The sequence below is a fragment of the Halomonas sp. KX33721 genome (assembly GCF_001596805.1).
GTDB lineage: Bacteria > Pseudomonadota > Gammaproteobacteria > Pseudomonadales > Halomonadaceae > Vreelandella > Vreelandella aquamarina.
Genome location: NZ_LVIA01000016.1, coordinates 1 through 23,939, shown reverse-complemented (window position 1 = coordinate 23,939; position 23,939 = coordinate 1). Strand labels below are relative to the sequence as shown.

Annotated in this window: 22 protein-coding genes; 10 read left to right on the top strand and 12 right to left on the bottom strand. The window is 56.8% G+C overall.

Annotated elements, in window-relative coordinates:
* The first annotated feature begins 93 nt into the window (after nt 1-93).
* The 4 genes from A3220_RS06745 to mtgA all read left to right on the top strand — a co-directional run bounded on the left by A3220_RS06745 (nt 94) and on the right by mtgA (nt 3,649).
* Entirely contained in the window at nt 94-786 is a 693-nt protein-coding gene (locus A3220_RS06745; RefSeq protein WP_252860428.1) for an MBL fold metallo-hydrolase, read from the top strand.
* Between the two features lie 88 nt (nt 787-874).
* Entirely contained in the window at nt 875-1,984 is a 1,110-nt protein-coding gene (locus A3220_RS06740; protein ID WP_062361028.1) for an S-(hydroxymethyl)glutathione dehydrogenase/class III alcohol dehydrogenase, read from the top strand.
* A gap of 83 nt (nt 1,985-2,067) precedes the next feature.
* Entirely contained in the window at nt 2,068-2,922 is an 855-nt protein-coding gene (fghA, locus tag A3220_RS06735) for an S-formylglutathione hydrolase (protein ID WP_062373955.1), read from the top strand.
* A gap of 10 nt (nt 2,923-2,932) precedes the next feature.
* Nucleotides 2,933-3,649 (top strand): monofunctional biosynthetic peptidoglycan transglycosylase, encoded by a 717-nt coding sequence (gene mtgA, locus A3220_RS06730; protein ID WP_062373953.1) that lies wholly within the window; start codon nt 2,933-2,935, stop codon nt 3,647-3,649.
* A gap of 30 nt (nt 3,650-3,679) precedes the next feature.
* Here mtgA and A3220_RS06725 read toward each other — a convergent pair whose 3' ends face one another.
* Nucleotides 3,680-4,369, bottom strand: a complete 690-nt coding sequence (locus A3220_RS06725) for an EAL domain-containing protein (RefSeq protein WP_062373950.1) — start codon at nt 4,367-4,369, stop codon at nt 3,680-3,682.
* A gap of 117 nt (nt 4,370-4,486) precedes the next feature.
* Nucleotides 4,487-5,410, bottom strand: coding sequence for a DMT family transporter (locus tag A3220_RS06720; RefSeq protein ID WP_062373946.1), 924 nt, complete (start codon nt 5,408-5,410; stop codon nt 4,487-4,489).
* A gap of 146 nt (nt 5,411-5,556) precedes the next feature.
* Here A3220_RS06720 and A3220_RS06715 point away from each other — a divergent pair, with 146 nt between their 5' ends.
* From A3220_RS06715 to A3220_RS06705, 3 genes are all read left to right on the top strand, one after another.
* Nucleotides 5,557-5,946, top strand: a complete 390-nt coding sequence (locus A3220_RS06715; RefSeq protein WP_054641526.1) for a DUF4168 domain-containing protein — start codon at nt 5,557-5,559, stop codon at nt 5,944-5,946.
* A gap of 255 nt (nt 5,947-6,201) precedes the next feature.
* Entirely contained in the window at nt 6,202-8,112 is a 1,911-nt protein-coding gene (locus A3220_RS06710) for a DUF294 nucleotidyltransferase-like domain-containing protein (RefSeq protein WP_062373942.1), read from the top strand.
* 1 nt (nt 8,113) lies between these two features.
* Nucleotides 8,114-8,839 (top strand): 3'-5' exonuclease, encoded by a 726-nt coding sequence (locus tag A3220_RS06705; RefSeq protein WP_062373938.1) that lies wholly within the window; start codon nt 8,114-8,116, stop codon nt 8,837-8,839.
* A gap of 78 nt (nt 8,840-8,917) precedes the next feature.
* Here the strand turns inward: A3220_RS06705 and A3220_RS06700 are convergent, their stop codons facing one another.
* The 4 genes from A3220_RS06700 to A3220_RS06685 form a co-directional block, all read right to left on the bottom strand.
* Nucleotides 8,918-10,558: a BCCT family transporter gene (locus tag A3220_RS06700; RefSeq protein ID WP_062373935.1), complete on the bottom strand. Its 1,641-nt coding sequence runs from the start codon at nt 10,556-10,558 to the stop codon at nt 8,918-8,920.
* Between the two features lie 230 nt (nt 10,559-10,788).
* Complete coding sequence (locus tag A3220_RS06695; RefSeq protein ID WP_058577510.1) at nt 10,789-11,661, bottom strand: glycine betaine ABC transporter substrate-binding protein; 873 nt, start codon at nt 11,659-11,661, stop codon at nt 10,789-10,791.
* 150 nt (nt 11,662-11,811) lie between these two features.
* Entirely contained in the window at nt 11,812-12,645 is an 834-nt protein-coding gene (locus A3220_RS06690) for a proline/glycine betaine ABC transporter permease (RefSeq protein WP_058577511.1), read from the bottom strand.
* The gene (locus tag A3220_RS06685) at nt 12,645-13,847 is read right to left on the bottom strand and encodes a glycine betaine/L-proline ABC transporter ATP-binding protein (protein WP_044630703.1); all 1,203 of its coding nucleotides are present in this window, start codon (nt 13,845-13,847) and stop codon (nt 12,645-12,647) included. The genes A3220_RS06690 and A3220_RS06685 overlap by 1 nt, the downstream gene beginning before the upstream one ends.
* 397 nt (nt 13,848-14,244) lie before the next feature.
* Between A3220_RS06685 and A3220_RS06680 the strand changes: the two genes are divergently transcribed.
* Nucleotides 14,245-14,661, top strand: a complete 417-nt coding sequence (locus tag A3220_RS06680) for a hypothetical protein (protein ID WP_062362941.1) — start codon at nt 14,245-14,247, stop codon at nt 14,659-14,661.
* Nucleotides 14,662-14,848: 187 nt separating this feature from the next.
* The gene (locus A3220_RS17420) at nt 14,849-15,025 is read left to right on the top strand and encodes a hypothetical protein (protein WP_161491476.1); all 177 of its coding nucleotides are present in this window, start codon (nt 14,849-14,851) and stop codon (nt 15,023-15,025) included.
* A 39-nt stretch (nt 15,026-15,064) separates the two neighbouring features.
* Here A3220_RS17420 and A3220_RS06675 read toward each other — a convergent pair whose 3' ends face one another.
* From A3220_RS06675 to A3220_RS06655, 5 genes are all read right to left on the bottom strand, one after another.
* On the bottom strand, nt 15,065-16,468 hold the full coding sequence (locus A3220_RS06675; RefSeq protein ID WP_062373932.1) for a sigma-54 dependent transcriptional regulator: 1,404 nt from the start codon (nt 16,466-16,468) through the stop codon (nt 15,065-15,067).
* An 11-nt stretch (nt 16,469-16,479) separates the two neighbouring features.
* Nucleotides 16,480-17,925, bottom strand: coding sequence for an ATP-binding protein (locus A3220_RS06670; protein WP_058577514.1), 1,446 nt, complete (start codon nt 17,923-17,925; stop codon nt 16,480-16,482).
* 25 nt (nt 17,926-17,950) lie between these two features.
* The gene (locus A3220_RS06665; RefSeq protein WP_062362935.1) at nt 17,951-19,111 is read right to left on the bottom strand and encodes a PQQ-dependent sugar dehydrogenase; all 1,161 of its coding nucleotides are present in this window, start codon (nt 19,109-19,111) and stop codon (nt 17,951-17,953) included.
* Between the two features lie 121 nt (nt 19,112-19,232).
* Nucleotides 19,233-20,108: an AEC family transporter gene (locus A3220_RS06660; protein ID WP_062362932.1), complete on the bottom strand. Its 876-nt coding sequence runs from the start codon at nt 20,106-20,108 to the stop codon at nt 19,233-19,235.
* A gap of 69 nt (nt 20,109-20,177) precedes the next feature.
* Entirely contained in the window at nt 20,178-21,101 is a 924-nt protein-coding gene (locus A3220_RS06655; RefSeq protein WP_062373928.1) for a LysR family transcriptional regulator, read from the bottom strand.
* Between the two features lie 190 nt (nt 21,102-21,291).
* On the opposite strand from A3220_RS06655, the gene A3220_RS06650 reads away from it, so the two are divergent.
* Nucleotides 21,292-23,250: a ligand-gated channel protein gene (locus tag A3220_RS06650; protein ID WP_044630760.1), complete on the top strand. Its 1,959-nt coding sequence runs from the start codon at nt 21,292-21,294 to the stop codon at nt 23,248-23,250.
* 8 nt (nt 23,251-23,258) lie between these two features.
* Here A3220_RS06650 and A3220_RS06645 read toward each other — a convergent pair whose 3' ends face one another.
* A complete protein-coding gene (locus A3220_RS06645; RefSeq protein WP_062373925.1) occupies nt 23,259-23,483 on the bottom strand; it encodes a hypothetical protein in 225 nt (74 codons plus the stop codon).
* Between the last annotated feature and the right edge of the window lie 456 nt (nt 23,484-23,939).

The following is a 23,939-nucleotide window of genomic DNA, read 5'->3' as shown; positions in this document are numbered from 1 at the left end:
GTTGCTCAGGAGCAATAATCTTGTGAGTGTATCCCGCTTTATCTTTCTCGCCTAGCTGACCTACACTTCAGGTCTATCTCGCGTTTTCATGGAGTGTTTGATGATGTCGATGATCTCTTCACGCTGGCCACGGCGTGCATTGGTCCCACTCTGGGCCAGGTCGAGCAGAACTTACGCGCGTCGGGCTATGCACCGGAACAGGTCGATACGATCTTGATGACCCACCTGCACCCGGACCATGTGTGCGGTTTGGTGGATGAGAACGGTGAGGCGGTCTATCCCAATGCCGAGCTGCGCGCCAGCGAAGGCGACGCTGACTTCTGGTTGGACGAAGAGCGCTCTCAAGCGCTTCCAGAGGAGGAGCGTGCCTTCTTTACCATGGCACAAGAGGCCGTGGCGCCCTATCAAGAGGCTGGCCGATTCAGCCCCTTTGCGTCGGGCGATGAGCTGCTGATGGGCATCGTTGCGCGGGATACTCACGGCCATACGCCGGGCCATGCGAGCTTTATGCTCAATAGTGATGACGACGCCATGTTGGTATGGGGCGATGTCGTCCACAGCTACGGCGTGCAGTTTGCTGACCCAAGCGTTGCCATCGAATTCGATTCCGACCCCGAGCAAGCGGTACACACACGTGAAGCGGTGCTGGAGAGAGCGGTCGATGAGAAGCACTGGGTGGCCGGTGCTCACATGCCGTTCCCGGGCATCGGTCACATCGTCGAAGACGAAGAAGGCTACCGCTGGCTGCCCATTGAGTTTGCGCCTATCGCCCGCGATAGCGAGTAATCCACACCCTTGGTAAGTCGAGTGCGCCACGGCGTGCTCACTCACAGACATTTAAACGATAGTCAATAAACTTTAGCTAGGAGTGACCATGAAATCACGTGCTGCGGTTGCATTAGAAGCGGGTAAGCCGCTTGAGCTGGTTGAGATTGATGTTGAAGGCCCGAAGGCGGGAGAAGTGCTGGTGAAAATGGCCGCCACCAGCGTGTGTCACACAGACGCCTTTACGCTGTCCGGTGCCGACCCTGAGGGCAACTTCCCTGCCGTACTGGGCCACGAGGGCGCGGGCGTTGTTCAAGAAGTGGGCGAAGGTGTTACCAGCGTGAAACCTGGCGACCACGTTATTCCGCTCTACACCGCCGAGTGCGGTAAGTGTAAATTCTGCCTCTCAGGTAAAACCAACCTCTGTGGTAGCGTACGTGCGACCCAAGGTAAAGGTGTCATGCCAGACGGCACATCACGCTTCTCGCTAGACGGCAAAATGCTGCACCACTACATGGGCACCTCCACGTTTAGTGAGTACACCGTGTTGCCGGAAGTATCGCTGGCGGTGGTCTCCAAAGAAGCGCCGATGGATAAAATCTGCCTGCTGGGCTGCGGTGTTACCACGGGTATTGGTGCCGTTATGAATACCGCGAAAGTAGAGCCCGGCTCTACCGTTGCCGTGTTCGGCTTGGGTGCCATTGGCTTGGCGGTGATTCAGGGGGCGGTGATGGCGAAAGCTTCTAAAATCATCGCGATTGATGTCAATCCAGACAAATTTGTGCTGGCCAAGCAGTTCGGCGCGACTGATTTCGTCAACCCCAAAGATTACAGTGACCCGATCCAACAGGTCATCGTTGATATGACCGATGGCGGCGTCGACTACTCGTTTGAGTGTATCGGCAACGTCAACGTGATGCGTTCAGCGCTTGAGTGCTGCCACAAAGGCTGGGGTGAATCGATCATTGTCGGCGTGGCAGGCGCAGGCGAAGAGATCTCAACCCGTCCCTTCCAGCTGGTGACAGGCCGCGTTTGGAAAGGCTCGGCGTTCGGTGGTGTGAAAGGCCGTAGCGAGCTGCCGGGTTATGTAGAGCGTTATATGAACGGCGAGCTGAACATCGACGACTTCATTACCCATGACATGCCGTTTGAGAAGATCAACGAAGCCTTCGACCTGCTCCATGCCGGCAAGAGCATTCGTACCGTTCTGCATTACTGAGTATCATCTAGCGAAAGAAACCAGATAAACGAACGCGGTAGGGGAGACCCGCCGCGTTTTCATCTTCTGAAGGAGCCTGCCCCATGAGCATGAGTGAAACCTTAGAACTGGTGTCGGCCAACCGCAGCTGCGGCGGTTGGCACAAGCGCTACCGCCACTACTCCCGGGCGCTGGATTGCGACATGGTCTTCGCCGTGTACCTGCCACCCCAGGCAGAAAACGAGCGTGTTCCGCTGTTATGGTGGCTATCGGGCCTGACCTGCAACGACGAAAACTTTATGCAGAAGGCTGGCGCGCACCGCATTGCCGCCGAATTAGGCGTGGCGATTATCTGTCCGGATACCAGCCCGCGTGGCACCGATCTCCCCGGCGAGCACGATAGCTATGACCTTGGCTCCGGGGCGGGTTTCTACGTGAACGCCACCCAGGCGCCGTGGAAATCCAACTACCGTATGTACGATTACGTGATTGAAGAGTTACCGTCGGTGGTGCGCCAGCACTTCCCCGTTAATGGGCGCGAATCTATCAGCGGTCACTCCATGGGTGGCCATGGGGCGCTGATTCTTGCCCTGCGCCATCCTGGCCGGTTCCGTTCGGTCTCCGCCTTTGCGCCGATTGTGAACCCCATGAACTGCCCCTGGGGGCAAAAAGCGTTCACCAGCTATCTGGGTGATGACCAGTCCCGCTGGCGCCAGTACGACGCCTGCGAGCTAGTGGCCAACGGGGCGTCCCGCCAGCGGCTGTTTATCGACCAAGGCGAAGCGGACCAGTTCTTGGAAGAGCAGCTGATGCCCGAGCGTTTGGAAGCCGTGTGTGAAGAGCATGACCACCCGCTGACGCTGCGTCGCCAGCCAGGTTATGACCACAGCTACTTCTTTATCGCCTCGTTCATTGAGGACCATTTGCGCTATCATGCGGAACACCTCATGAAACGCTAAGGATTCCGAGATGCTCAATCGCGCGCTGCGCCGTTTTCTTCGTCTGTTATGGCGTCTTATCTGGCGTGGTGCGCTTGGCTTCGTGGTGCTCTCCGTTGCCCTGGTGCTGCTATTTCGCTTTGTTCCGCCACCGGGCTCCATGGTGATGGTTGAACGTAAGGTGCAAAGCTGGATAAACAGCGAACCGGTTGATATTCAGCGCCAGTGGCGTAGTTGGGAGAATCTCTCGAATAACGCCAAGCTGGCGGTGATTGCCGCCGAGGACCAACGCTTCCCGATTCATCGAGGTTTCGATGTGGTGGAGCTGCGTCGTGCCTGGGAGGCCAGCCGCGATGGCTCGAGGCTGCGGGGGGCCAGTACGCTCAGCCAGCAAACGGCCAAGAACGTTTTCCTATGGAGTGGGCGCAGCTGGCTGCGCAAAGGGCTGGAGGCTTGGTTCACCCTGCTGATCGAAACCTTCTGGAGCAAGCAGCGGATTCTGGAGGTGTACCTGAACGTGGCCGAGTGGGATACCGGGGTGTTTGGGCTGGAAGCTGCCGCCGACCACTACTTTGGTGCTTCCGGAAGTGCCTTGACCGAGAGGCAGGCAAGCCTGCTAGCCGCCATTTTACCCAATCCTCGGAATCGCAGTGCCTCTAGGCCCGACGCCCAGGTAGAGCGTCGCAGCCAATGGATTCGCCAGCAAATGCGTAATTTAGGCGGCACTTCCTATCTTGAACGGCTTTAATCGTTCACAACTAACGAACCATAGGTTTTTCTAGTCATACTTTTCCAGCGCCACGGTGGGCAGTTTGCCCACCTCTGGGCGGGCAAAGTAATAGCCTTGCTGCACGGCAATACCCAGCGCCAACAGGCAGCGCGACTCTTCCCGGGTCTCGACACCCTCCGCCACTAGCTGGGTACCCAGGGTGCGGGCCAGTGCCACCATGCTTTTCAGAATGGCTTGGCGGCGGCTATTGCTATCGCACTTCATCACCAGTTCGCGGTCGATTTTTAGCGTATCGGGGTGAAGGTCCGTCAGTAGGTCCAAGTTCGCGTAGCCGTTGCCGAAATCATCCAGCGACGTAGTAAAGCCCATACGGCGATAGCTGTCGATAATTGAGCGCATATGGGCACGATCCACTACGCGCTCGGTTTCAGTAATTTCAAAATTGAGCCGCTCAGTTGGCCAGCCGACCCGGCGTGATGTCTCTAGCGTCGATTGAATGCAGGCTTCCGGCTCGTACACAGCATTAGGCAGAAAGTTAATCGAAAGCCGTTCAGTCATGCCCAGCTCGCTGGCAAGTTCGATTGCCTTTACCCGGCAAGCTTGATCAAAGCGGTACATTAGCTCATCGGTCACTTGACTGAGGATCGAAAAGGCTGACTCTCCGTTTATGCCACGCACTAATGCTTCGTAATAAACCACCTGCCGCTGAGTCACATCTACTATCGGTTGAAAAGCCATCGTAAACGCGAAGGGAACCGGCGTATCACAGCGATTGCAAACGCCGTTTACCCTGGCGCAGTGAGGTTGTGCAGTCATTTTTTCCAAGCCCTGGAATTTTCATCATTATCGTATGAGTTATGTTTTTGAAGGGCGCACCACCATGACCACACCGGCAATGGTGATTACCATACCTGCTAAGCCAAGGAGCGGCAAACGCTCATCGAATAGCCACCACGCCTGAAGTGCCGTGACTGGAGGCACCAGATAAAAGAGACTCGCTACACGAGAAGCCTCCCCCTTCTTTATCAAGGCCATTAATAGCAGGATAGCGGCAATTGATAGAATCAGCACGAGCCAGCCAAGCGTGAGTATGAACGTTGTGCTCCACTCCACCTCGCGGCTTTCGAACAGTAGGGCGCCAATGCCCAACAGTCCACCTGCCGCCATGTACTGGATCGCTGCGCCCGACAGTAGTGGCATGCTGGTGCAGTAGCGCTTTTGGTATAGGGTGCCAAGCGAGATACCCACTAGGGCAGCCATCACGCTCACCAATGCGCCCATCCCAAAGCCGCTAAAGAGCGTGCTGCCGAGTTCCAGCTTACTGCCCAGAACCAAGCTGATGCCGACCAATCCCAACAACAGGCCTAACCACTGCCGTCTGGTCAACCGCTCGCCGAGCAGCGGTCCTGCGCAGGCGGCGGTGAGGAGTGGCTGCAGGCCAACCAAAAGCGCGGCCAGACCCGCAGGCATGCCCCAATAGATACCGTAAAATACACCGCCTAAGTAGGTGCCATGAACCAGCAAACCCGATACCGCGATATGTTTCCATAACGTAGGTGATGAAGGCCATGAAATTCGCATTATCCATATCAAGGGAGTCAGTAGCAGTAGGGTGAGTACGAAGCGGAGGAACAAAAAGGTGAAGGGTTCGGCGTAGGGGAGGCCAAATTTTGCGCCAATAAAGCCCGTGCTCCATAAAAGAACGAAGATACCAGGCATGGCGGCAAGCCCGAGAGAGGCGGCGTCTTTTTCTTTTAAAGCATTGAAAATACTAGACATAATTCTCCTATAGCAGCATGAGTTGCTGCGTGAATAACTTATGTTTTGTTCTTTTTGTTACTTGATTTTACATAAAAGATTGAACCAGCGCCCAAACGACGCGTCACACTGGGCACATTCATAACGCGTCAATGAGGTTTCTTACCATGCAACGTATGACTGCTCTGTTCTCTGCTGCACTTCTTGCGACGGGTCTGATGGCGGGCACCGCTCACGCCCAACAAGCCGACGGTCAAGCGCAAGACCCAATGGCTACTCAACAAGCCCCGACTCAGGATTTTTCTGATCAGCAGCTACAGCAGTTCGCCGATGCTTCTCAAGAAATCGCCGTGATCTCGCAAGAGTACACCCAGCGTCTGCAGGAAGCAGAAGACGAAGCCACACAACAGGAAGTTCGCGCTGAAGCTAACGACCGCATGATCGAAGTCGTCGAAGATAGCGGCTTGGACGTCGACACGTTCAATGCTATCGGTCAATCCATCCAGCAAGATCCAGAAATGATGCAGCGCGTTCAAGAGATGGCTAACCAGTCATAAGCGCCATTTCTTAAGTGATTCATCTAAGGCTATGCGGATAGTGACAGATTTTCCTTAACGTGCGAAGTAACTGTCACGCCGCAAGCCGACCAAAGCCCAACGTACATGCGTTGGGCTTTTTTATTAGTCACCATTATTTATCACTACGTTTTCATTCCCCAAGGGTTGTCGATATTGGTTGTTCAAGACAAACTTAGCCCAGGATTGGCTGCCGGATAGCCAGCTAGAGAGACAAAGCGCCCAGCAGGAGAGCGTATGGACGTCGAGTTATTAGAAATACGCCAGCACATGGGGCAGTTTCCCCCGTTTGATGGTTTGTCGGATGAGCTGCTGGACGCGATTGCCGAGCAGGTAGAGGTAAGCTACTTCAAAACGGGCAGCGATATTCTGGAGCTCAACGATACCCTCGACGAGCTTTGCTACATCCGCAGCGGCGCAGTTGAAGTCTATCGCCGCCAAGGGGAGCTCTATAACCGCCTAGGCGAGGGGGATATCTTTGGCCACTTTAGCCTGCTGCGTAACCATAAGGTGCGTTTTCCCGCCAAAGCTATTGAAGATACCTTGATTTACTTTATTCCCAATGAGGTATTTCAACGGCTATGCGAAGAGGATGATGACTTCGCTGACTTCGTCGAGTTGGAGCGTCCTCGGTTAGAGACCGCCGCCGAGCAGCAGAAGAAGTCTAACGACATGATGGTGACCCGTATTCGTAAGCTGGTCACCCGTTACCCGGTGATGGTCGAATCCACCACCAGCGTACAACAGGCGGCCAAGCAGATTAGCGATGCCCAGGCCTCTGCGGTGCTGGTGATTAATGAAGGTAGCGATAACCCCCGCTACAGCTTCCAGGATAGCGAAGGCAAAACCTGGCAGGTGTGCGGCATTCTCACCGATAGCGATTTCCGCACGCGGGTCGTGGCCGAGGGGCTATCGCCCAGCACCCCTGTGGGAGAGGTCATCTCCGAGCGGCTGATTACCGTCCAGTCCGATGCATCCGTGTATGAAGCGATGCTGACCATGCTGCGTAGCAACGTGCATCACCTGCCGGTGCTTTACCGCCAGCGCCCGGTGGGGGTCGTGCACCTTTCCGATATTATTCGCTATGAAACCCAGAGCGGTCTTTATCTGGTGAGCAATATCTTCAACCAGTCCAGCGCCCAGGGGCTTGCCAAGCTGGCGCCGGACGTTCGAGCGGCGTTCGTACGCATGGTGCAGGAGGGCGCTAACTCGCAAATGGTGGGCAGTGCGCTCTCTACGATTGGACGCAGCTTTACTCGCCGGCTGCTGGAACTGGCAGAAGATACCCTTGGGCCGCCGCCAGTGCCTTATTGCTATATGGTCAATGGCTCCATGGCGCGTAATGAGCAGAGCATTGTCACCGACCAGGATAATGCGCTGATTCTCTCTGATGACTTCGTCCCCGAAGAGCACGACGAGTACTTCCATGCCCTGGCGGCGTTCGTCAGCGATGGCTTGGCCGCCTGTGGCTACACCTATTGCAAGGGCGATGTGATGGCGACCAATCGCCAGTGGCGTCAGCCGCTGTCGGTATGGAAACGCTACTTCCATGACTGGATGGCGAACCCAACGCCCGAGAAGCTGCTGCACAGCTCGATATTTTTTGATCTGGATAGCGTCTATGGGGAAGACCTGTTCGTTGAAACGTTGCAGGATTTGATTGCCCAAACCGCTCCCAAGTCGCCGCTATTCCTGGCGGCGATGGCGCGTAATGCGCTTAATCGCACGCCGCCTTTGGGGTTCTTCCGCACCTTCGTGATGGAAAAAGATGGCAAGCACAACAACTCCATCAACCTAAAGCGGCGCGGAACGGCACCGATGGTGGATTTGATTCGCGTGCATGCATTGGCCTGCGGTTCCAAAGCGCAAAACTCCTTCCAGCGCTTGGACGACATCAGCAAAACCCAGCTGCTAGCCACCGGGGTGAGTGACAAACTCAGCTATGCGCTCGAGTTCTTGTGCATGTCGCGGATCCGTCACCAAATGATCGACCTGCAGGAAGAGCGTGAGCCGGACAACAATATCGAGCCGGAGAACGTAGAAGACAGCGAACGGCACACTCTAAAGGATGCTTTTCAGGTGTTGAGCAATGCTCAGAAGTTTTTGAAGTTCCGCTACCCCGTTCCCAGCCAACGGCAGAGGCGCTGATATGCACGGTATTCGTCCGCGCCAAAAGGTCACTCAAGCCGATTGGAAGGGCTATATGGCCGCTCGGGCCGAGCGGGCCAAAGATGACACCTTGATACGCTTTTTCGATACGCCGATACCTGATCCCGAGACGCCGCTGTCCGAGGTGCCGCTCGTCGCGCTGGATATGGAAACCACCGGACTCGATGAGCGACGCCATGCGATCGTCAGCATTGGCGTCGTGCCGTTTACGTTAGGGCGTATATCCATGGCTCAGCGCCGTTACTGGGTAGTGAAACCGCCCCGTCCGTTAGATGAGGAATCGATAGCGTATCACCACATCACGCACTCGGAGATTGCCGATGCGCCAGACTTGGATAGCGTGCTAGACGAGCTGTTGACGGTGTTGGCCGGGCGGGTCGTGGTGGTTCACTTTCGTAATATCGAGCGACCTTTTCTCGATGCGGCGGTGAAGGCGCGCCGTGGTGAGGGGGTGTTGTTTCCCATGATCGATACCATGTCGTTGGAAGCGCGGTGGCATCGACAAACACTGTGGGCACGCTTTCGCCGCTGGCTGGGGCGTCCGCCGGTATCGATTCGCCTCAACGCCAGCCGCGAGCGCTACGGCTTACCCGTTTACCAAGGCCACCATGCGCTCATTGATGCTCTTGCCACTGCCGAGCTTTTGCAGGCGCAAATCGCCAATCGCTATAGCCCTGAGACGCCTTTAAAAGCGCTGTGGTGTTAGCGCTCGCACCTTCTTTGCATAATAAAACGGGCAGCCCTTGGGCTGCCCGTTGACGTCTTGCCGAGTTGAAGCTGTTACTTACACTGCTTTGGGTTCGCTCATCAAGCCTTTGATGATGGCGTAGCAGGCCACCAGTAGAATGATGGTGAACGGGAACCCGGTCGACACGGCCATGGTTTGCAGGGCCGTCAAACCGCCCCCCAGCAGCAGTGCAATGGCAATCGCGCCTTCGATGATCGCCCAGAACACACGCTGCGGTTTCGGTGCATCGACCTTGCCACCTGCGGTAATGGAGTCGATGACCAGCGAGCCAGAATCCGATGAGGTCACGAAGAAGATGATGACCAGCAGAATCGCAATGAACGAGGTGATCTGCGACAGCGGCAACTGCTCCAGCATCACGAACAGCTGCAGGTCCACACCGGCGTCACGCACGGCTTCGATACCCTGGCTCACGTACTGGTCGATGGCAGTGCCACCGAAGGTCGTCATCCACAGTACCGAGACGACCGAAGGCACCAGCAGCACCGAGATCAGGAATTCACGAACGGTACGGCCACGGGAAACCCGCGCGATGAACATGCCGACGTAGGGTGACCAGGAGATCCACCAGGCCCAGTAGAAGGCAGTCCAGCCTTGGCTGAAGTTGGCATCTTCACGGCCAAAGGGGTTGGAGAGGGCCGGAAGATGAACCACATAGCTCAATAGGTTCTCGAAAAAGCCAGTCGCAATCAGCAGCGTCGGGCCGACACCGATCACGAAGAACAGCAGCGCGGCAGCCATGGCGATGTTGATTTTCGACAGCAGCTGTACGCCCTTGTCGACACCGGCAACGATCGAGCCAGTCGCTATTATCGTGATACCGATGATGAGCAGAATCATCGTGATATCACTTTCCGGCGCGCCAAACAGATAGGTCAAGCCAGCAGCGGCCTGGGTGGCGCCCAGCCCCAGTGACGTGGCCAGACCAAACAGTGTGGCAAACACCGCCAGAATGTCGATCAAGTGGCCCGGCCAACCCCAAACGCGTTCACCCAGTAGCGGGTAGAACACCGAGCGCATGGAGAGCGGCAAGCCTTTGTTGAACGAGAATAGCGCCAATGACAGAGCCACCACGGCATAAATCGCCCACGGATGCAGACCCCAGTGGAAGATCGTTGCCGCCATGCCCAGCGCCGCTGCGCCTGCCGTATCGCCCTCAGCGCCAGCCAGCGGTGCCCAGTCGCCACCCTCCAAAGAGGTGCCGAAGTGGGTCAGCGGCTCATTGACGCCAAAGAACATTAGCCCAATGCCCATACCCGCCGCAAACAGCATGGAAAACCAGCCGGTATAAGTGAAATCAGGCTTGGCGTCCGCTCCGCCGATGCGAATCTTGCCCAACGGCGATACGATCAGGCCCAGACAAAGCAGAACGAAGATATTGGCGGCCAAAATGAAGAACCAAGCCAGATTGCCGGTCAGGAAGCCAAAAACGGCGTCGTAGATCGGCGAAATCGTATCTTGCAGTGCCAAGGTGAGTATGACGAACAGCAGTACCACGAGTGACGAAATGGTGAATACCTTGCCGTGTAGGTCAAGGTTGAAGCCCATTGCACTCGTCGTAATGTTGTCTTGGCCGATCACATAATCGGTATCGATCAGGTTAGCCGGACCATCAGGGGCGGGGATGCCTTCTGATACCGGCTCATCAGCGGGATGCTTAGAGTCAGGATTATCCACGGGAGCCTCTCCATGTCGGACAGAAACCGCCAAACGCACCTGGATGGGCCAGCAGTTACCTTCTGGCCAATCACCAATGCGTTAGCAGGCGTGTATTACATCAGTAACAGTAGCAAACGTTGCTTAATCTTTGTTCAACGCGCGGGCACATTAGCACGAAAAAACGTCACATTTACAACGACGACAGAGGGCCGAAGCCCTCTGTCATTTAACGCTCGGGCAGAGTATGACTAGCCGTTGAGCCACTGCTCGACCACGTCTTGGTTCTCTTCTACCCACTGCTTGGCATTTTCGTAGGGGTCGCTGCCATCTTCTTGGTTCATCAGCATCACCTCGCCCATCTGCTCGGGCGTCCACTCGAAGGCATCCAGAATGGCGTAGGCTTCTGGCATGTCTTCTTCCAGACCGCTACGTACGACGGTATGGATCTGCTCGGCACCGCCGTAGACGTTTTCTGGGTCTTCGAGGTACTTCAGATCGAACCGAGCAAACATCCAATGCGGCGTCCAGCCAGTGACGACCACATCCTCTTCGTTTTGGATGGCACTGGCCAAAGCAGCCGTCATGGTAGCACCGCTGCCGCTGCGCAGGTTCAGCCCGAGGTCATAGGTATCCACGACCTCTTCGGTGAGTGCCATCAGGCCGGCACCGGGGTCAATACCGATGATCTCGCCGTTGAAGCTGTCGGCGTTGTCGTTCAGATCGGCGATGGAGTCCACGTCGGTGTACTCAGGTACGACCAAGCCGAGCTTGGTGCCATCCAGATTGGGGCCTAAGTCTTCGGTATTGTCACCGACACGCTCCATGTACTCTGCGTGAGTGGTGGGCAGCCAGGCGGCGACGATGGCATCGGCATCACCCGTGGAGAGGGCTTGGAACATGGCCGCTGCGGACAGCGAGGTCAGTTCCACCTCGAACCCTGCCTGCTCGAGAACCGCAGCAATGACGTTAGTGGAAGCGACTTCAGAGGACCACTCGACATAGGCCAAGTTGACCGTGCCTTGATCTTGGGCGTGGGCCATGCTGCCGGCAGCGAGACCTGTGCCAGCGAAGAGGGCTAATGAGGCGAGACGGATGCGGTGATTCAACGTACGAGTTTTCATTCACTTGCTCCCTGTTGATGGGCAGTGGCGAGCGCCACTGCAGTATAAATAGTGTGTTGTGGTTTAACGTAAATTACCTTTTGGCGCTTTCAGCATGGTCAATCATCACGGAGGGATCAAATGCCATGGTCAACGCAGCGCCGAGAGCGGCTATGAGCGGCGCGATTTGCGCAGCGACTGCGTCAGACGATCCAGCAGCATGGCTAGAATGACCACGGCAATCCCGGCTTCGAAGCCATCGCCAGGGCGCAAGCGCTGAATGGCACGCCACACTTCGCTGCCCAGGCCGTCTGCACCGATCATGGCGGCGATGACCACCATCGACAGTGCCAGCATGATGGTTTGGTTGATGCCCGCCATCACCGTGGGCAGCGACAGCGGCAACTGCACTTTGAACAGTTTTTGGCCTCGCGTGGCACCGTAGGCGTCGGCAGCTTCGATGAGTTCGGTCGGCACTTGGCGGATGCCCAGTGTGGTAAAGCGAATGGCGGGCGGCATGGAGAAGATGACCGTGGCAAAAATCGCCGACACCGAGCCAATGCCGAAAAACGGGATGGCAGGGATCAGATACACAAACGCTGGCATGGTCTGCATAAAGTCCAGCACCGGCATGATCACCCGGTAGAGCCGCTCCGATAGTGCGGCGGCAATCCCCACAGGCAGGGCGATGACTACTGCGACCAGCGTGGCAATCACCACCAGCGTCAGCGTCTCGATCATCGGGTTCCAAAGCCCTAGGTTCCAGATCAAAGCCAGCCCGGCAACCGCACCAATGGCCAGGCGAGTGCTGGCGAGTTTCCAGCACAGCAGTGCAATAATCGCCAGTAGCGCCCACTCGGGTAGCCACATTAGGCCATCGTTGAGGCTGTTGATCCCTGCCTGTGTCACGCGGGAAATGCCGCGGGTAACCACCGAATATTCACTTGTCAGCCACGTCAGGCCGCTTTCGATCCAGCTACCTAAAGGAATGCGTGTTATCTCCATTACTGTTCTCCTGCTCGTGCCAGTTCATCCAGGACTGCGCCTTTCACTACAACGCCCAGCAGGCGCTGCTGCTCATCCACCACGGCAATCGGGTAACTCTTTTCGCTAAACATGGCGAAGAGGTTTTGCAGCGGCTCGTCTGGCGGCACTTTGCGGAAATCTTGAGTCAGATGGTCGGTAATGGTCTCGGCTTTTGCCTCAATGGCGCGGCTGGCAGCGTCCGCTTCCAGCAGGCCTAACAACTGACGGTCACGGTCAGTGACGTAGATGGAGTCAATGCTGTGATCGCGCATCCGATGCAGCGCTGTACGTGGGCCATCGCTGTCGCGTGCGGTGGTGCGTACCGGGCGCATGGCGCTCTCGGCGGTCAGAATGCGCGAGCGGTCCACCCCTTCAATAAAGCGGCGGACGTAGTCATCGGCGGGCTTGGTCAGAATCTCTTCTGGCGTGCCAATTTGTACGACTTCACCATCTTTCAGCAGCACGATGCGGTCGCCGATATTGAGCGCTTCATCGAGGTCGTGGGTGATGAAGACAGTGGTCTTCTGCATTTTGCTTTGCAGCTGCAGTAGCTCTTGCTGCATATCCTTACGGATCAGCGGGTCGAGGGCCGAGAACGCCTCGTCCATTAAGAGCACGCTGGCATCGTTCGCCAGGGCGCGAGCAAGCCCAACGCGTTGCTGCATACCACCTGATAGTTGATTGGGGTAGGCGTCTTCCCAGCCCTCTAAGCCCACCTGCTTCAGCGCGTTATGAGCAATCGACTGGCGCTCCGATTTTTCGACGCCGCGAATTTCCAGGCCGAACTCGGCATTCTGTTGAACCGTGCGATGGGGGAAAAGCGCGAAGTTTTGAAAGACCATCGAGAAATGACGGCGGCGGCACTCCAGCAGCGCTTTTTCACCCAACGTGGGGATGTTCTCTCCGTCGATGATGATCTCGCCTTCGGTAGTATCGATCAGGCGATTCAAACAGCGAATCAGCGTGGATTTACCCGAGCCAGACAGGCCCATGATGACCAGTAGTTCACCTTCGTAGACGTCGAAGGAGATATCGGAAAGGCCGAGGGTTTGGCCGGTTTTTTCGAGAATCTCAGGGCGTTTGAGGCCCTGGTCGCGTAACTCGAGGGCTTTTTTGGGCTGTTTGCCAAAGACCTTACTCAAGCCGCGTACCTGAATTTTGACAGGGCGTGTCTCGTCCATCAGCGGTGCCTTTTGATTGAATGAGCAGCCTTGTGTCGTTACTCAATGCGCTTACCTGCGGCCTTTACGTGCTCCCTGCAAGCAGCGACACAAAACGGTTCATAAGTAGAAGATGAGGTTATGTTTAATAAATTATTAAAAATTATTATACATAAATGGGTGGGATGTGTCACAACGCGCCCGCCAGCCAGGCCATATTACGCCACATGTGCCATTTTGAACCCACGCCCATGACCCTGTCGTGACAGCGAACGGTGGCTACGATTTTTTAATAAGCTATTGTTTTTTTTAAATATAAATGTATTTTTTTCAATGTTGGCATGAAGTGTGAATGTGCCTTTTTAGAAAAGCTTGGCAAGTGACGCAAGCACGTTAGTCGAAAAAGGAGGCAATCTTTATGGATAAACAAGTGAGCCAATCGCGCAAGCGTCCACGTGTGCTGACACTGTGCATGTTAGCCGCAACCGTCAGCACCTTGGCCCTGGCGGGGTGTGGCAACGGCGAAGATGAAATGCCCCCGGCGCAGCAACCTGACACCATGGAGCAGGATGCGACGACCACGACGGCTCCGGCTACCGGGAACGAGCCTACCATGGCAGACGAGCCGATGAATGAAGACCCGGGCTTGGGCGAAGATCCCGCGGCGACGCAAGAGCCAATGCCGAGTGAGAATACCCAAGCGGGCGCTGTCAACGATCCTGAAGAGAATCCTGGTTTCGGTGAAGGCACCGATCCCATGCCCGGTGCTAGCGAGACCACTACCGACGACGTTAACACTACCGATGATGAAGACGACATGACTAACGGCCAATAGCCGTCAACGCTCCCTACGATGGTAAGCCAACCCAGCTGTCTGTTCCCTGCGGCTGCTCCACACGGTTTATCATCCTTTCGCCCCCCGCGCCCGCGGGGGCTTTTTTTTGCTTGTTTAAAGCGTATGACGGTGAGTTTGGGCGGTTGCAAACCAGTCAGCTGATAAGGTTAGGGGGCAGGCGCTACTGTTGAGCGCACTGCTCATGGCGGGCGTGCTGACAGGCTGCGGTGATTCCGAAGCACCGACCACCGATTCGAAAGTACCGACCGACGAACCTCAAGAGCCCATGGATACCGGCCCCATGGCGAATGATGGGCAAGCGACACGTGAGTCGACCGGCGATGGCGTGAGTGACCCGGAGTAAGCATGAAAAAGCCGGTCGGCGAGTGCGACCGGCTTGGACTTACTCCTCGCTATCTTCCAAACGCCGATAAAGAGTGCGGCGGGCGATGCCTAATACTTCGGCCGTCCGCCGTTTATTTCCCCCTGTCGCTTCCAACACTTTGCGAATATAGCGCTTTTCCACCTCTTCCAAACTTGGCCAACGGGCAGGCGCCGGGGCAGGAATCTGCGTGCCGGGTAGCACCTCGCCGCTTAGCGTTGGGGTACTGTCGGCACTGCTTTTTTGCTGGCTAGACTGTTCGCGCAGGCGCTCAGGTAAATCCTGATGCTGCAGTACGCCCGCTTCGCTGAGCGTTACCGCGCGCATAACTGCATTTTCCAGCTCACGCACATTACCAGGGTAGGTGTAGTTCAGCAGGCTATTGAGCGCCTCTGGCTCGATCTGTTCGATCTGTTTGCCTTGGGCTTCTGCGTGCTTATCAATCAGTGCGAACACCAAGTGTTCGATATCCGTGCCGCGCTCGCGTAGCGGTGGAATGCGCAGTGAGAATGTCTCTAAGCGGTAGAACAAGTCACTGCGAAAGTTCTCCTGCTCAATCTCTTTTTCCAAGTGGCGGTGCGTAGCGGCAATGATGCGCACATCTACTGGTTCCTCACGCTCGCCGCCCACGGGGCGAACGGTTTTCTCTTGCAGGGCGCGTAGTAGCTTGGCCTGCAGATTGATCGGCATTTCGCCAATCTCATCGAGAAACAGGCTGCCGCCCTGGGCGCTATGAAACAGTCCTTTTCTGGCCTCGTTAGCACCGGTAAAGGCACCTTTCACATGACCAAAAAACTCGCTCTCCATCAAGTCGGCGGGAATGCTGGCGCAGTTAACGGGAACGAAAGGTGCTTCGTGGCGGCTACTTTCTTGATGAATCGCTCGGGCCAGCAGCTCTTTACCCGTGCCGCTTTCACCCAGGATCAAAATAGGCGCATCGCTTTTGGCTAATCGAGACGCATCGTGGAACAGTGACTGCATGGCTTGGCTTTTACCCACAATACCGTGGAAGTGACTGAGTTCCGCATCGTGGGGAAGGGACAAACGCTGTCGCTCCAGTACGCGAAATACGGCTTCGCGGATAGCATCTAAATCAAGTGGCTTAGTTAAAAAATCATCTGCGCCAAGCTTTAAGGCTTCTACCGCCTGGTCAATCGTGCCAAACGCGGTGATCACAATAATGCCTAGCTCGCTGCCACTCTGGCGTAGCTGCTGCAGCAGTTGAATGCCCGTCATGCCGGGGAGCCGTACATCGGTAATCATCATGGCCACTGGCGTGTGGCTAAGCAGGGCAATGGTCTCTTCAGCGCTGGGGACACCCAGTGTGTCATAGCCCGCGTCGTTGAGCTCTTCCTCTAATAACTCACGGATAGCGGCGTCATCTTCCACCACCAATAACGGTAAAAGGTGTTCCTGATGGGTCACAAACGTCGTCCTCAAGCGGATGCGGTTTCACTAAGGGGAAGCGTAATTTCAAAGCCAGCACCGCCAAGCGCGCTGTCAAATACGCCAATCGTCCCGCCGTGGTCGTTAATAATGCGGTGCACCATCGATAGTCCCAAGCCGCTGCCCTGGCCCACCGGCTTGGTGGTGAAAAAGGGGTCGAACACTTGATGATGATGCGAAGTCGGTATGCCTGACCCGTTATCTTCGACCCATACCGTAAGCTCGTCGCTGTGCGACTGGGCGCGAACACGAATATGGCTAACGTCCGGGGCTTGGGCGGCGTTGCGTAATAAGTTGGTCAGCACCTGCACAATTTGTTGACCGTTAACTAATAAATGGGGGGGAGGGGACGGAAGATCAATATCCAGATAGATATTTCGTGGTTCCAGCTCCTCCTCGACTAGCTCGCTGGCACTAATGATAAGCTGGTTAAGGGCTTGGTGTCCTTTCTCCACGTTATGTTGTCGGCCTAATTCCATCAGTTGGCGGACAATTTCGACGATTCGCTCTACCTCGCCGCGAATCCGGCCAAGCCTAGCACGCTCGTCGTCGCCAATCGTATCCCTGCGGGCCAACCGCTGGGCCTGGCCGTTGATGACTGTCAGCGGTGCGCCAATTTCGTGGGCCACCCCGGCGGCCAACACGCCAAGCTCTGCCAGCTTTTTCGATTTGCGCAGGCGTTTTTCCAGCTCGATTTCTCGCCGCTGGCGAGCATCGATATCACGATCTTTTTCGGCCATAGCGTCCAGCATGCCGTTCAAGCCCGACGCTAAACGGCGATACTCCGTCGGACCGTCTACTGTGGCCCGTTGGCTGCGGTCGCCATCTTCCACTAGCAGCATGACGCGCAACAGACGGTTGAGCGGCCGCTCGATGTAGTGGCGAAACCCCCACCAAATGCTGAACACGATGCCCGCCGCGCCAATCACGAAGACCAGCACGGCCACAATGCTGATAAACCCGGTGTAATTCTCAATGCCGGTATTGAGTCGGTTCACCTGCAGCACCCCTTGCACAGTGCCGTCTTGGGTACGTAGCGGCGTGAGAGCAGAGTAGTAGGTCCAACCTTCCTGTTGTCGGTAGCTGCTGTGCAGGTCGTCGCGCTCGATGACCTGCTGAATCTCTTCCGGTGTGAACAGATCTTTACCTAGCCCAAGGCCGTATACCTCACGGCCTTGGGTATCGAATACGTAGGCCCCGTAGATGCGGTGAAACGAAAACGCCGACTGCAGCGCCTCTTCTAGCGGCGTGGCGCTGTCTCGAGCCACCGCGTAGCTCAGCGAGGTGCTGAGCGCGCGGGTGATAATCTCCACCTCGGTTTGCAGCTTGGAGCGAACGTTATCTTCCAGCGATTTAATCGCCACCAGGCTAAAGACCACCAGGATAACGAAAAGCGGCACGATGACCGTTAAGATGATGAGGTTACGTAATCGCATCGTGCTTCCTGATGGTGGCTTAACGTTAGCGCTCGCTGGGCGTTAGTCGGTAAAGGCTGCCTTGGCCGCCGTCGGTTAGCAAATAAATCGCTTCATCTGGCCCTTGGCGCACATCGCGAATACGGCCGATCTCACCTTCTAAAATCAGCTCTTCACCGGCCACTTGGCCCTCTTCAAGGGTAAGGCGCAGCAGCTTTTGGCTGCCCAGACCACCCGCCAGCAGGCTTCCTTGCCAGGGCTCAAAGGCATCGCTAGTCACCTCGGCAAGACCTGAGGGGGCAAAGCGCCCATCAAAGCGATATACCGGGTCAACCATGCCAGGCTTAGATTCAACGCCTATCGGCTCGTTGGTACTATAGTCATTGCCTAAACTCACCTCCGGCCAGCCGTAGTTATTGCCAGGCACAATCTGATTCAGCTCATCACCCGTGCGTGGGCCGTGCTCGGTGGCCCAAGGTTCACCATTGCTGAGAACGGTTATGCCCTGAATATTGCGATTGCCCATGGTGTAAATTTCATCCAGCGTATCGTCGTCATCCACAAAGGGATTATCGCCAGGGGCCTCTCCGGTCTCGGTGAGCCGAAGGGTAGAGCCTGCGTGGTCATCGCTGGCCTGAGCGCGAGAAGGGTCTACGCCGCGGTCTCCGATGCTCATCAGCAGCGTGCCATCTTTGAGCCATGCCAAACGGGAGCCGTAGTGTCGGCCGGGAGAGGAGGCGCGATCCTGCACGAAAAGGTGCTCAACGTCGCCTAACGAATCCCCTTTCCACTTAACGCGGGAGAGCGCTGAACGGCTGTTATCGCCCTCAGGCTTGCTCCAGGTGAAGTAGATCCAATCGTGCTCGCCATCGCCAAACTCAGGGTGCAGGGCCACATCGAGCAGGCCTCCCTGGCCGTTTTGGCTGACGCGGGGCATGCCTTCAAGCACTTGCGTTTGCCCGTCAGAGTCAACGAGATTTAACTCACCGCTGCGCTCGCTCACCAAGTAGCGACCATCGGGAAGAAACGCCACCGCCCAGGGGTTCGCAAAGCCATTGGCCACGCGCTCAATGGTAATAGCGAAGTGGTCGGTTTCCAGGGCATCATGAACCACCTCTGCCTGGGCAGTGCTGGCAAGTAGCAGTCCTGCCAGGGAAGGCGCTATCCAGCGTTTAGCCTGTAAACGCAGTGAACGGCGTGGAGTCATCAGGGGGCCGACATATCGATTGGGCATAGCGTATCGAGTTGGCATCGAGTGTCCTCTGTTAGCGCTGGATCAGAGTCTAAGTCTAGCAGTGACTGCCGTAAGCGGGCGGGGTTCCCCCGGGCTACATCAACAGTGCCAAGAGTACCGGTAAATAGATCAGCGCCATGAGCGTTGAGCAGAAGACTAAACTGGCCACATAAGCGGGTTCGCGCCGGGCGCGCTGGGCAAACAGATAGTTGAATACCGCCACGGGCATGCACATTTGCACCACCAAAATGCTCTGCGCCAGCGGCGGTAAGCCAAGCCAACCAGAAATAAACCAAGCGGCAGCGGCGGCCAGAGGGATACGGATCAAGCTAAAGCCAACCCCTGAGCGTAAGCTTTTCACCTGAATACTAGCGAGCGACACACCGAGGGTGATGAGCATCAGCGGTACTGTGAATCCAGACATTAAGTCAACGGTGTTGGCCATCCATAGCGGGAGCGGCGTGTCGGTCAACAGCAGGGCCATGGAAATTAAGATGGCATAAACCGTGGGGGTTTTAATCAGCGTTTTAATCGGGCTTCCGCTACTGCTGAGCACGGCTCCTAAGGTGAACTGAAACAGCGATACCGTCACCATCACCGTAATACCGTAAGCAAAACCTGCGCTGCCGAAAGCGTAAAGCACGACAGGCAGCCCCATATTGCCCGTGTTGGGATACATCATCGGCGCGATCAGTACCCGCCAATCTCGACGCAGCAGTTTGGCCACGGCAAAGCTGGCTGCCCCCATGCTGATAATGACCAGCGCGGTGGCCAGCATCATCTGCCCAAAGGTGCCGGCATCAATGTTGGCACCAGAGAGCGACGCCAGTACCAACGCAGGGGTGCCAATGTTGAAGACCAAACGCGTAATAAAATCGACGGGGTAGGGTTGCCCTAAGCGTACCCATAAAAAACCCAGCCCGGCACCGGCCAGCACTGGCGCCATGACGGCGAAGAGTTCAGCGAGCATTAACGTTCCTTGACGATCATCGGCCGCCTATTGTGGGTAATTAGGCGGCTAACTGGCAAGGCGAATGTCTTAGGTGGCATGAGCGGCCTCGGGAAGCGTTTGCCACGCAGCAGGTACTTGCTCGCGGAGAAACTCAAGCAGCGCATTTACCCGGCGGGAGTGGTGCCCGTAAGCGTAAAGCAGCGTGATGGGGAGCGGGGCAGGCTCCCAGCCCGGCAAACAGTTCACCAAATCGCCAGGGTGATGGCACTCACGCTTCTCGACCACCCAGTGGGGCAGCAGGCCAATGCCCTGGCCATAGGCAATGGCATCGATGTGCAACGCCGTGAGATCTACCCGGAGTCGCGAGCGGGGCGCGTTGAACAGGTAGTCGGCGTGTTCGGGGTGATGCAGCAGCAGGCCGCTGGAGGCAGTATCCAACAAGTCGATCCAGGCATGCGCATCCAGCTCTTGGGGGTGTTGCGGTGTTCCCGCGTGGGCCAGATAGTGTGGGTTGGCGTAGAGGCCGCGGGTGAGGTGGCCCAAGCGCTCTTGATTCAGCCCACACTCATGGGTGGCGCCTAGCCAAATATGCACGCTGTTGCTGTGCATTTTACTAGGCGGCGTTTCCCGGGTGTGCAAGGTCAGCTCGACCTTGGGGTAGCGGGTCAGAAACGCATCCACGACGCCCGCCATCCAGCCTCGGGCCAGCGCACCGTGTACCTCCAGCGTCACTTTACCGCTGATCTCCTCGCGAAGTTCTGCTAGCGCCTCTTGGCTATGGGCGACCATGGCCAGCAGCTCGGTGCAGTACTGGTGAAACAGCAGGCCCGCTTCGGTGGGAATCAAACGGTTCGCCTGGCGACGCAGCAGCGGCTGGTTCAGCCGGGCTTCTAGCTGACTAATGCGCCGGCTTAACGTGGATTTAGCAAGCCCGAGCTTCTGTGCGCTGCGCGTCAGGCTGCCGGTGGTCATCACATCGGCAAAAGCGGCGAGTTCATCAAAATCGTACATAGTCGGGGCCACTGGGGGAACGAGGTCACGCCATTGTGCCACTTAATTATTTGAATGAAAATAATTGCTATTTTTGTTCCGGTTGGTTGAACGCACCGTCCCGCCTCTTTGTGCAAAGAGTATGCAAAAATACAAATGCTAATAATTCGTATTTAAGTATAAGTGCTCTTTCAATTCAAAGGAACCCGCTATGTCTTTACGTTTGCGCCGTACGCTGCTGGCCAGCGCTATCTCATCTCTCGCCTGCGGGGCAGTTGCGGCTCAAGAAACGCCTCAGCTCAACGATATCGTGGTCACCGCTTCTGGCTTTGAGCAGCAAATTAGCAGTGCACCCGCCTCAATCAGCGTCATCTCCCGTGAAGAGCTGGAGCGTGGACACTTCCAAAACGTCACCGATGCGCTGCGGGATGTCCCCGGCGTGGTAGTGACTGGAGGCGGGGCAGGCGATAACGGCAATGACATCTCCATTCGCGGTATGCCTTCCCAATACACGCTGATTCTGGTGGATGGCCGCCCACAAAACTCCCGCGAATCACGCCCCAACGGCAGCGCAGGCTTCGAACAGGACTGGCTGCCGCCGCTGCAAGCCATCGAGCGTATCGAGGTGGTGCGCGGGCCGATGTCGACCTTGTACGGCTCCGATGCCATCGGCGGGGTGATCAATGTGATTACCCGCAAAGTGGCGGATAGCTGGCACGGCAACATCCAGCTCGATACCGTGCTGCAGGAAGACAGCGCCTCCGGCGACAGCCGCCAAGCCAACTTCTACCTAAGCGGGCCGCTGGTGGCGGATCGTTTAGGCCTGCAGCTGTATGGCCGCACCTCAGAACGCGACGAAGACGATATTGAAAACGGCTACGAAGAGAAGAGCTTACAAAGCCTGACCGCACGGCTAAGCCTGGCCGCCAGCGATAACCACGACTTTACTGCAGAAGCGGGGATCACCGAGCAGGATCGCCGCTCGCTGGTTGGGCGCTCGGCGCCTGCGGAAGGGTGCCGTGGCGGCTGCACCGACAGTATCGGTGAATACACCAATAGCCATGTAGCGCTGACCCATAGCGGCCGCTTCGACTGGGGCACCAGCGAAACCTTCGTACAGCGTGAGCGCAGCGAAAACCAATCGCGGGATATCGAGATTACCAACACCACCGCGAAAACCAGCGTAGTGATTCCCTTGGGTATGCACATGCTCACCGTCGGCGCGAGCTGGGAAGAGGAGTCGCTGGAGGATGGCACCACCAACCAAATCTCCGACCGTACGGCGGTTGAGAACAGCCAGTGGGCGCTGTTTATGGAAGATGAGTGGATGCTGACAAACGCCTGGGCACTGACCGGCGGGCTGCGCCTGGACGATGACGACAACTATGGCAGCCACCTCAGCCCGCGCCTTTACAGCGTATGGAACATGACACCTGAATGGACCCTGAAAGGCGGCGTATCCACCGGCTACCGTTCCCCCAACCTGCGGGAAATTACCCCGGACTGGGGGCAGATCAGTCGTGGCGGTAATGTATACGGCAACCCTGACCTTGAGCCGGAAACCTCGCTCAATAAAGAGATTGCCCTGCTGTACGGCAACGACGCAGGCCTGAACGGCAGCCTCACGCTGTTCCATAACGATTTCGAAGACAAAATCACCCGTATCGCCTGCCCGATCGATATTTGCAATGCAGGCCCGAACCAGTTCGGCAGCGACCCCACGTACCGGGTCAACATCGATGACGCGGTGACCCAAGGGGTCGAGGCCAGTCTAGGCGCACCGCTGACCGACACGCTAGCGCTTACCGCCAGCTACACCTTCACCGATTCCGAACAGAAAAGCGGCGAGTACGCTGGCGAGCCGCTGACCCAGCTGCCCCGCCACCAGGTGTCGGCCACGTTGGATTGGGATGTGAACGCACGGCTTAGCCAGTGGACCAAAGTGAGCTACCGGGGTGAGGAGAGCCAGCCCACCACCGGGCCGTCACAAAGCGCGATTGTCGCGCCGTCCTACACCTTCGTGGATGCGGGTATTGGCTATCAGCTCAACGATAGCACCACGGTGAACGCCGGTATCTACAACCTGTTTGATGAGCGCATCACCTACGACGAATACGGCTATGTGGATGACGGCCGCCGGGTGTGGCTGGGCCTGAACGTCGCTTTCTAAACATCCTGTCAGTAGGCAATAGACGCGGCCACCGATGGGTGGCCGTGTTTGTTTATGCCCGCGACCAGCCCGGCCACCGACGAGGAGAGCAGCGCATCCTCCAGGGAGTTCACCGTGCCGACCAGGTTAAGCTCTTGATAAATCGGCTCCCGGTTGACGCTCGCCAGCTCGACTCGTGGGGCAGATTGGGCCAGCGCGGTGCCAGCAACGAGTGAAAAGGCCAGTAGCAGCACAAAAGAAAGAGGGCAAGTAAAGGCACCGTCATAACAGGTTGTTTCCTAACATGAGTGAAAGGTGGTAAATGCGAAGGCGAGTAAAAGGCGCGCTGCTCATACTACCCAAGCGAGTGCGTTGACATATACCTGAATCCGTGAAGCCGGCGCCGACACTTTCCCTATCACCGCCAGCGAGCACTTTTTGATCATTCGCCCCGTGCAAGTTGGCTTTCGCAAGCCCGTTATTGCCAAAACCCACCGTGCTGATCGGTGCTGACGGCCCGTTTTGTCATGCCTTTCCACCCGCCAGGCACGACATATCTGGCGATCGCGTGTCGCTTGGAACTGCTTGTGGATAGAGTGTCGCCGATTGACGGTCAGCATGGCGTTCCTCGTGGATAACGCAGTCGGCTCCGCAGCGTCTTGAGCACCGTCATGCGCCCGATATCCTGCCCGAAGTCGAGGATGATCTGC

What these genes read in the sequence shown, in the direction of transcription:
- A3220_RS06740 (WP_062361028.1), top strand. Translation starts at nt 875, where the DNA reads ATGAAATCACGTGCTGCGGTTGCATTAGAAGCGGGTAAGCCGCTTGAG.
- fghA (WP_062373955.1), top strand. Translation starts at nt 2,068, where the DNA reads ATGAGCATGAGTGAAACCTTAGAACTGGTGTCGGCCAACCGCAGCTGC.
- mtgA (WP_062373953.1), top strand. Translation starts at nt 2,933, where the DNA reads ATGCTCAATCGCGCGCTGCGCCGTTTTCTTCGTCTGTTATGGCGTCTT.
- A3220_RS06725 (WP_062373950.1), bottom strand. Translation starts at nt 4,369, where the DNA reads ATGGCTTTTCAACCGATAGTAGATGTGACTCAGCGGCAGGTGGTTTAT.
- A3220_RS06720 (WP_062373946.1), bottom strand. Translation starts at nt 5,410, where the DNA reads ATGTCTAGTATTTTCAATGCTTTAAAAGAAAAAGACGCCGCCTCTCTC.
- A3220_RS06715 (WP_054641526.1), top strand. Translation starts at nt 5,557, where the DNA reads ATGCAACGTATGACTGCTCTGTTCTCTGCTGCACTTCTTGCGACGGGT.
- A3220_RS06710 (WP_062373942.1), top strand. Translation starts at nt 6,202, where the DNA reads ATGGACGTCGAGTTATTAGAAATACGCCAGCACATGGGGCAGTTTCCC.
- A3220_RS06705 (WP_062373938.1), top strand. Translation starts at nt 8,114, where the DNA reads ATGCACGGTATTCGTCCGCGCCAAAAGGTCACTCAAGCCGATTGGAAG.
- A3220_RS06695 (WP_058577510.1), bottom strand. Translation starts at nt 11,661, where the DNA reads ATGAAAACTCGTACGTTGAATCACCGCATCCGTCTCGCCTCATTAGCC.
- A3220_RS06690 (WP_058577511.1), bottom strand. Translation starts at nt 12,645, where the DNA reads ATGGAGATAACACGCATTCCTTTAGGTAGCTGGATCGAAAGCGGCCTG.
- A3220_RS06685 (WP_044630703.1), bottom strand. Translation starts at nt 13,847, where the DNA reads ATGGACGAGACACGCCCTGTCAAAATTCAGGTACGCGGCTTGAGTAAG.
- A3220_RS06680 (WP_062362941.1), top strand. Translation starts at nt 14,245, where the DNA reads ATGGATAAACAAGTGAGCCAATCGCGCAAGCGTCCACGTGTGCTGACA.
- A3220_RS06670 (WP_058577514.1), bottom strand. Translation starts at nt 17,925, where the DNA reads ATGCGATTACGTAACCTCATCATCTTAACGGTCATCGTGCCGCTTTTC.
- A3220_RS06665 (WP_062362935.1), bottom strand. Translation starts at nt 19,111, where the DNA reads ATGACTCCACGCCGTTCACTGCGTTTACAGGCTAAACGCTGGATAGCG.
- A3220_RS06660 (WP_062362932.1), bottom strand. Translation starts at nt 20,108, where the DNA reads ATGCTCGCTGAACTCTTCGCCGTCATGGCGCCAGTGCTGGCCGGTGCC.
- A3220_RS06655 (WP_062373928.1), bottom strand. Translation starts at nt 21,101, where the DNA reads ATGTACGATTTTGATGAACTCGCCGCTTTTGCCGATGTGATGACCACC.
- A3220_RS06650 (WP_044630760.1), top strand. Translation starts at nt 21,292, where the DNA reads ATGTCTTTACGTTTGCGCCGTACGCTGCTGGCCAGCGCTATCTCATCT.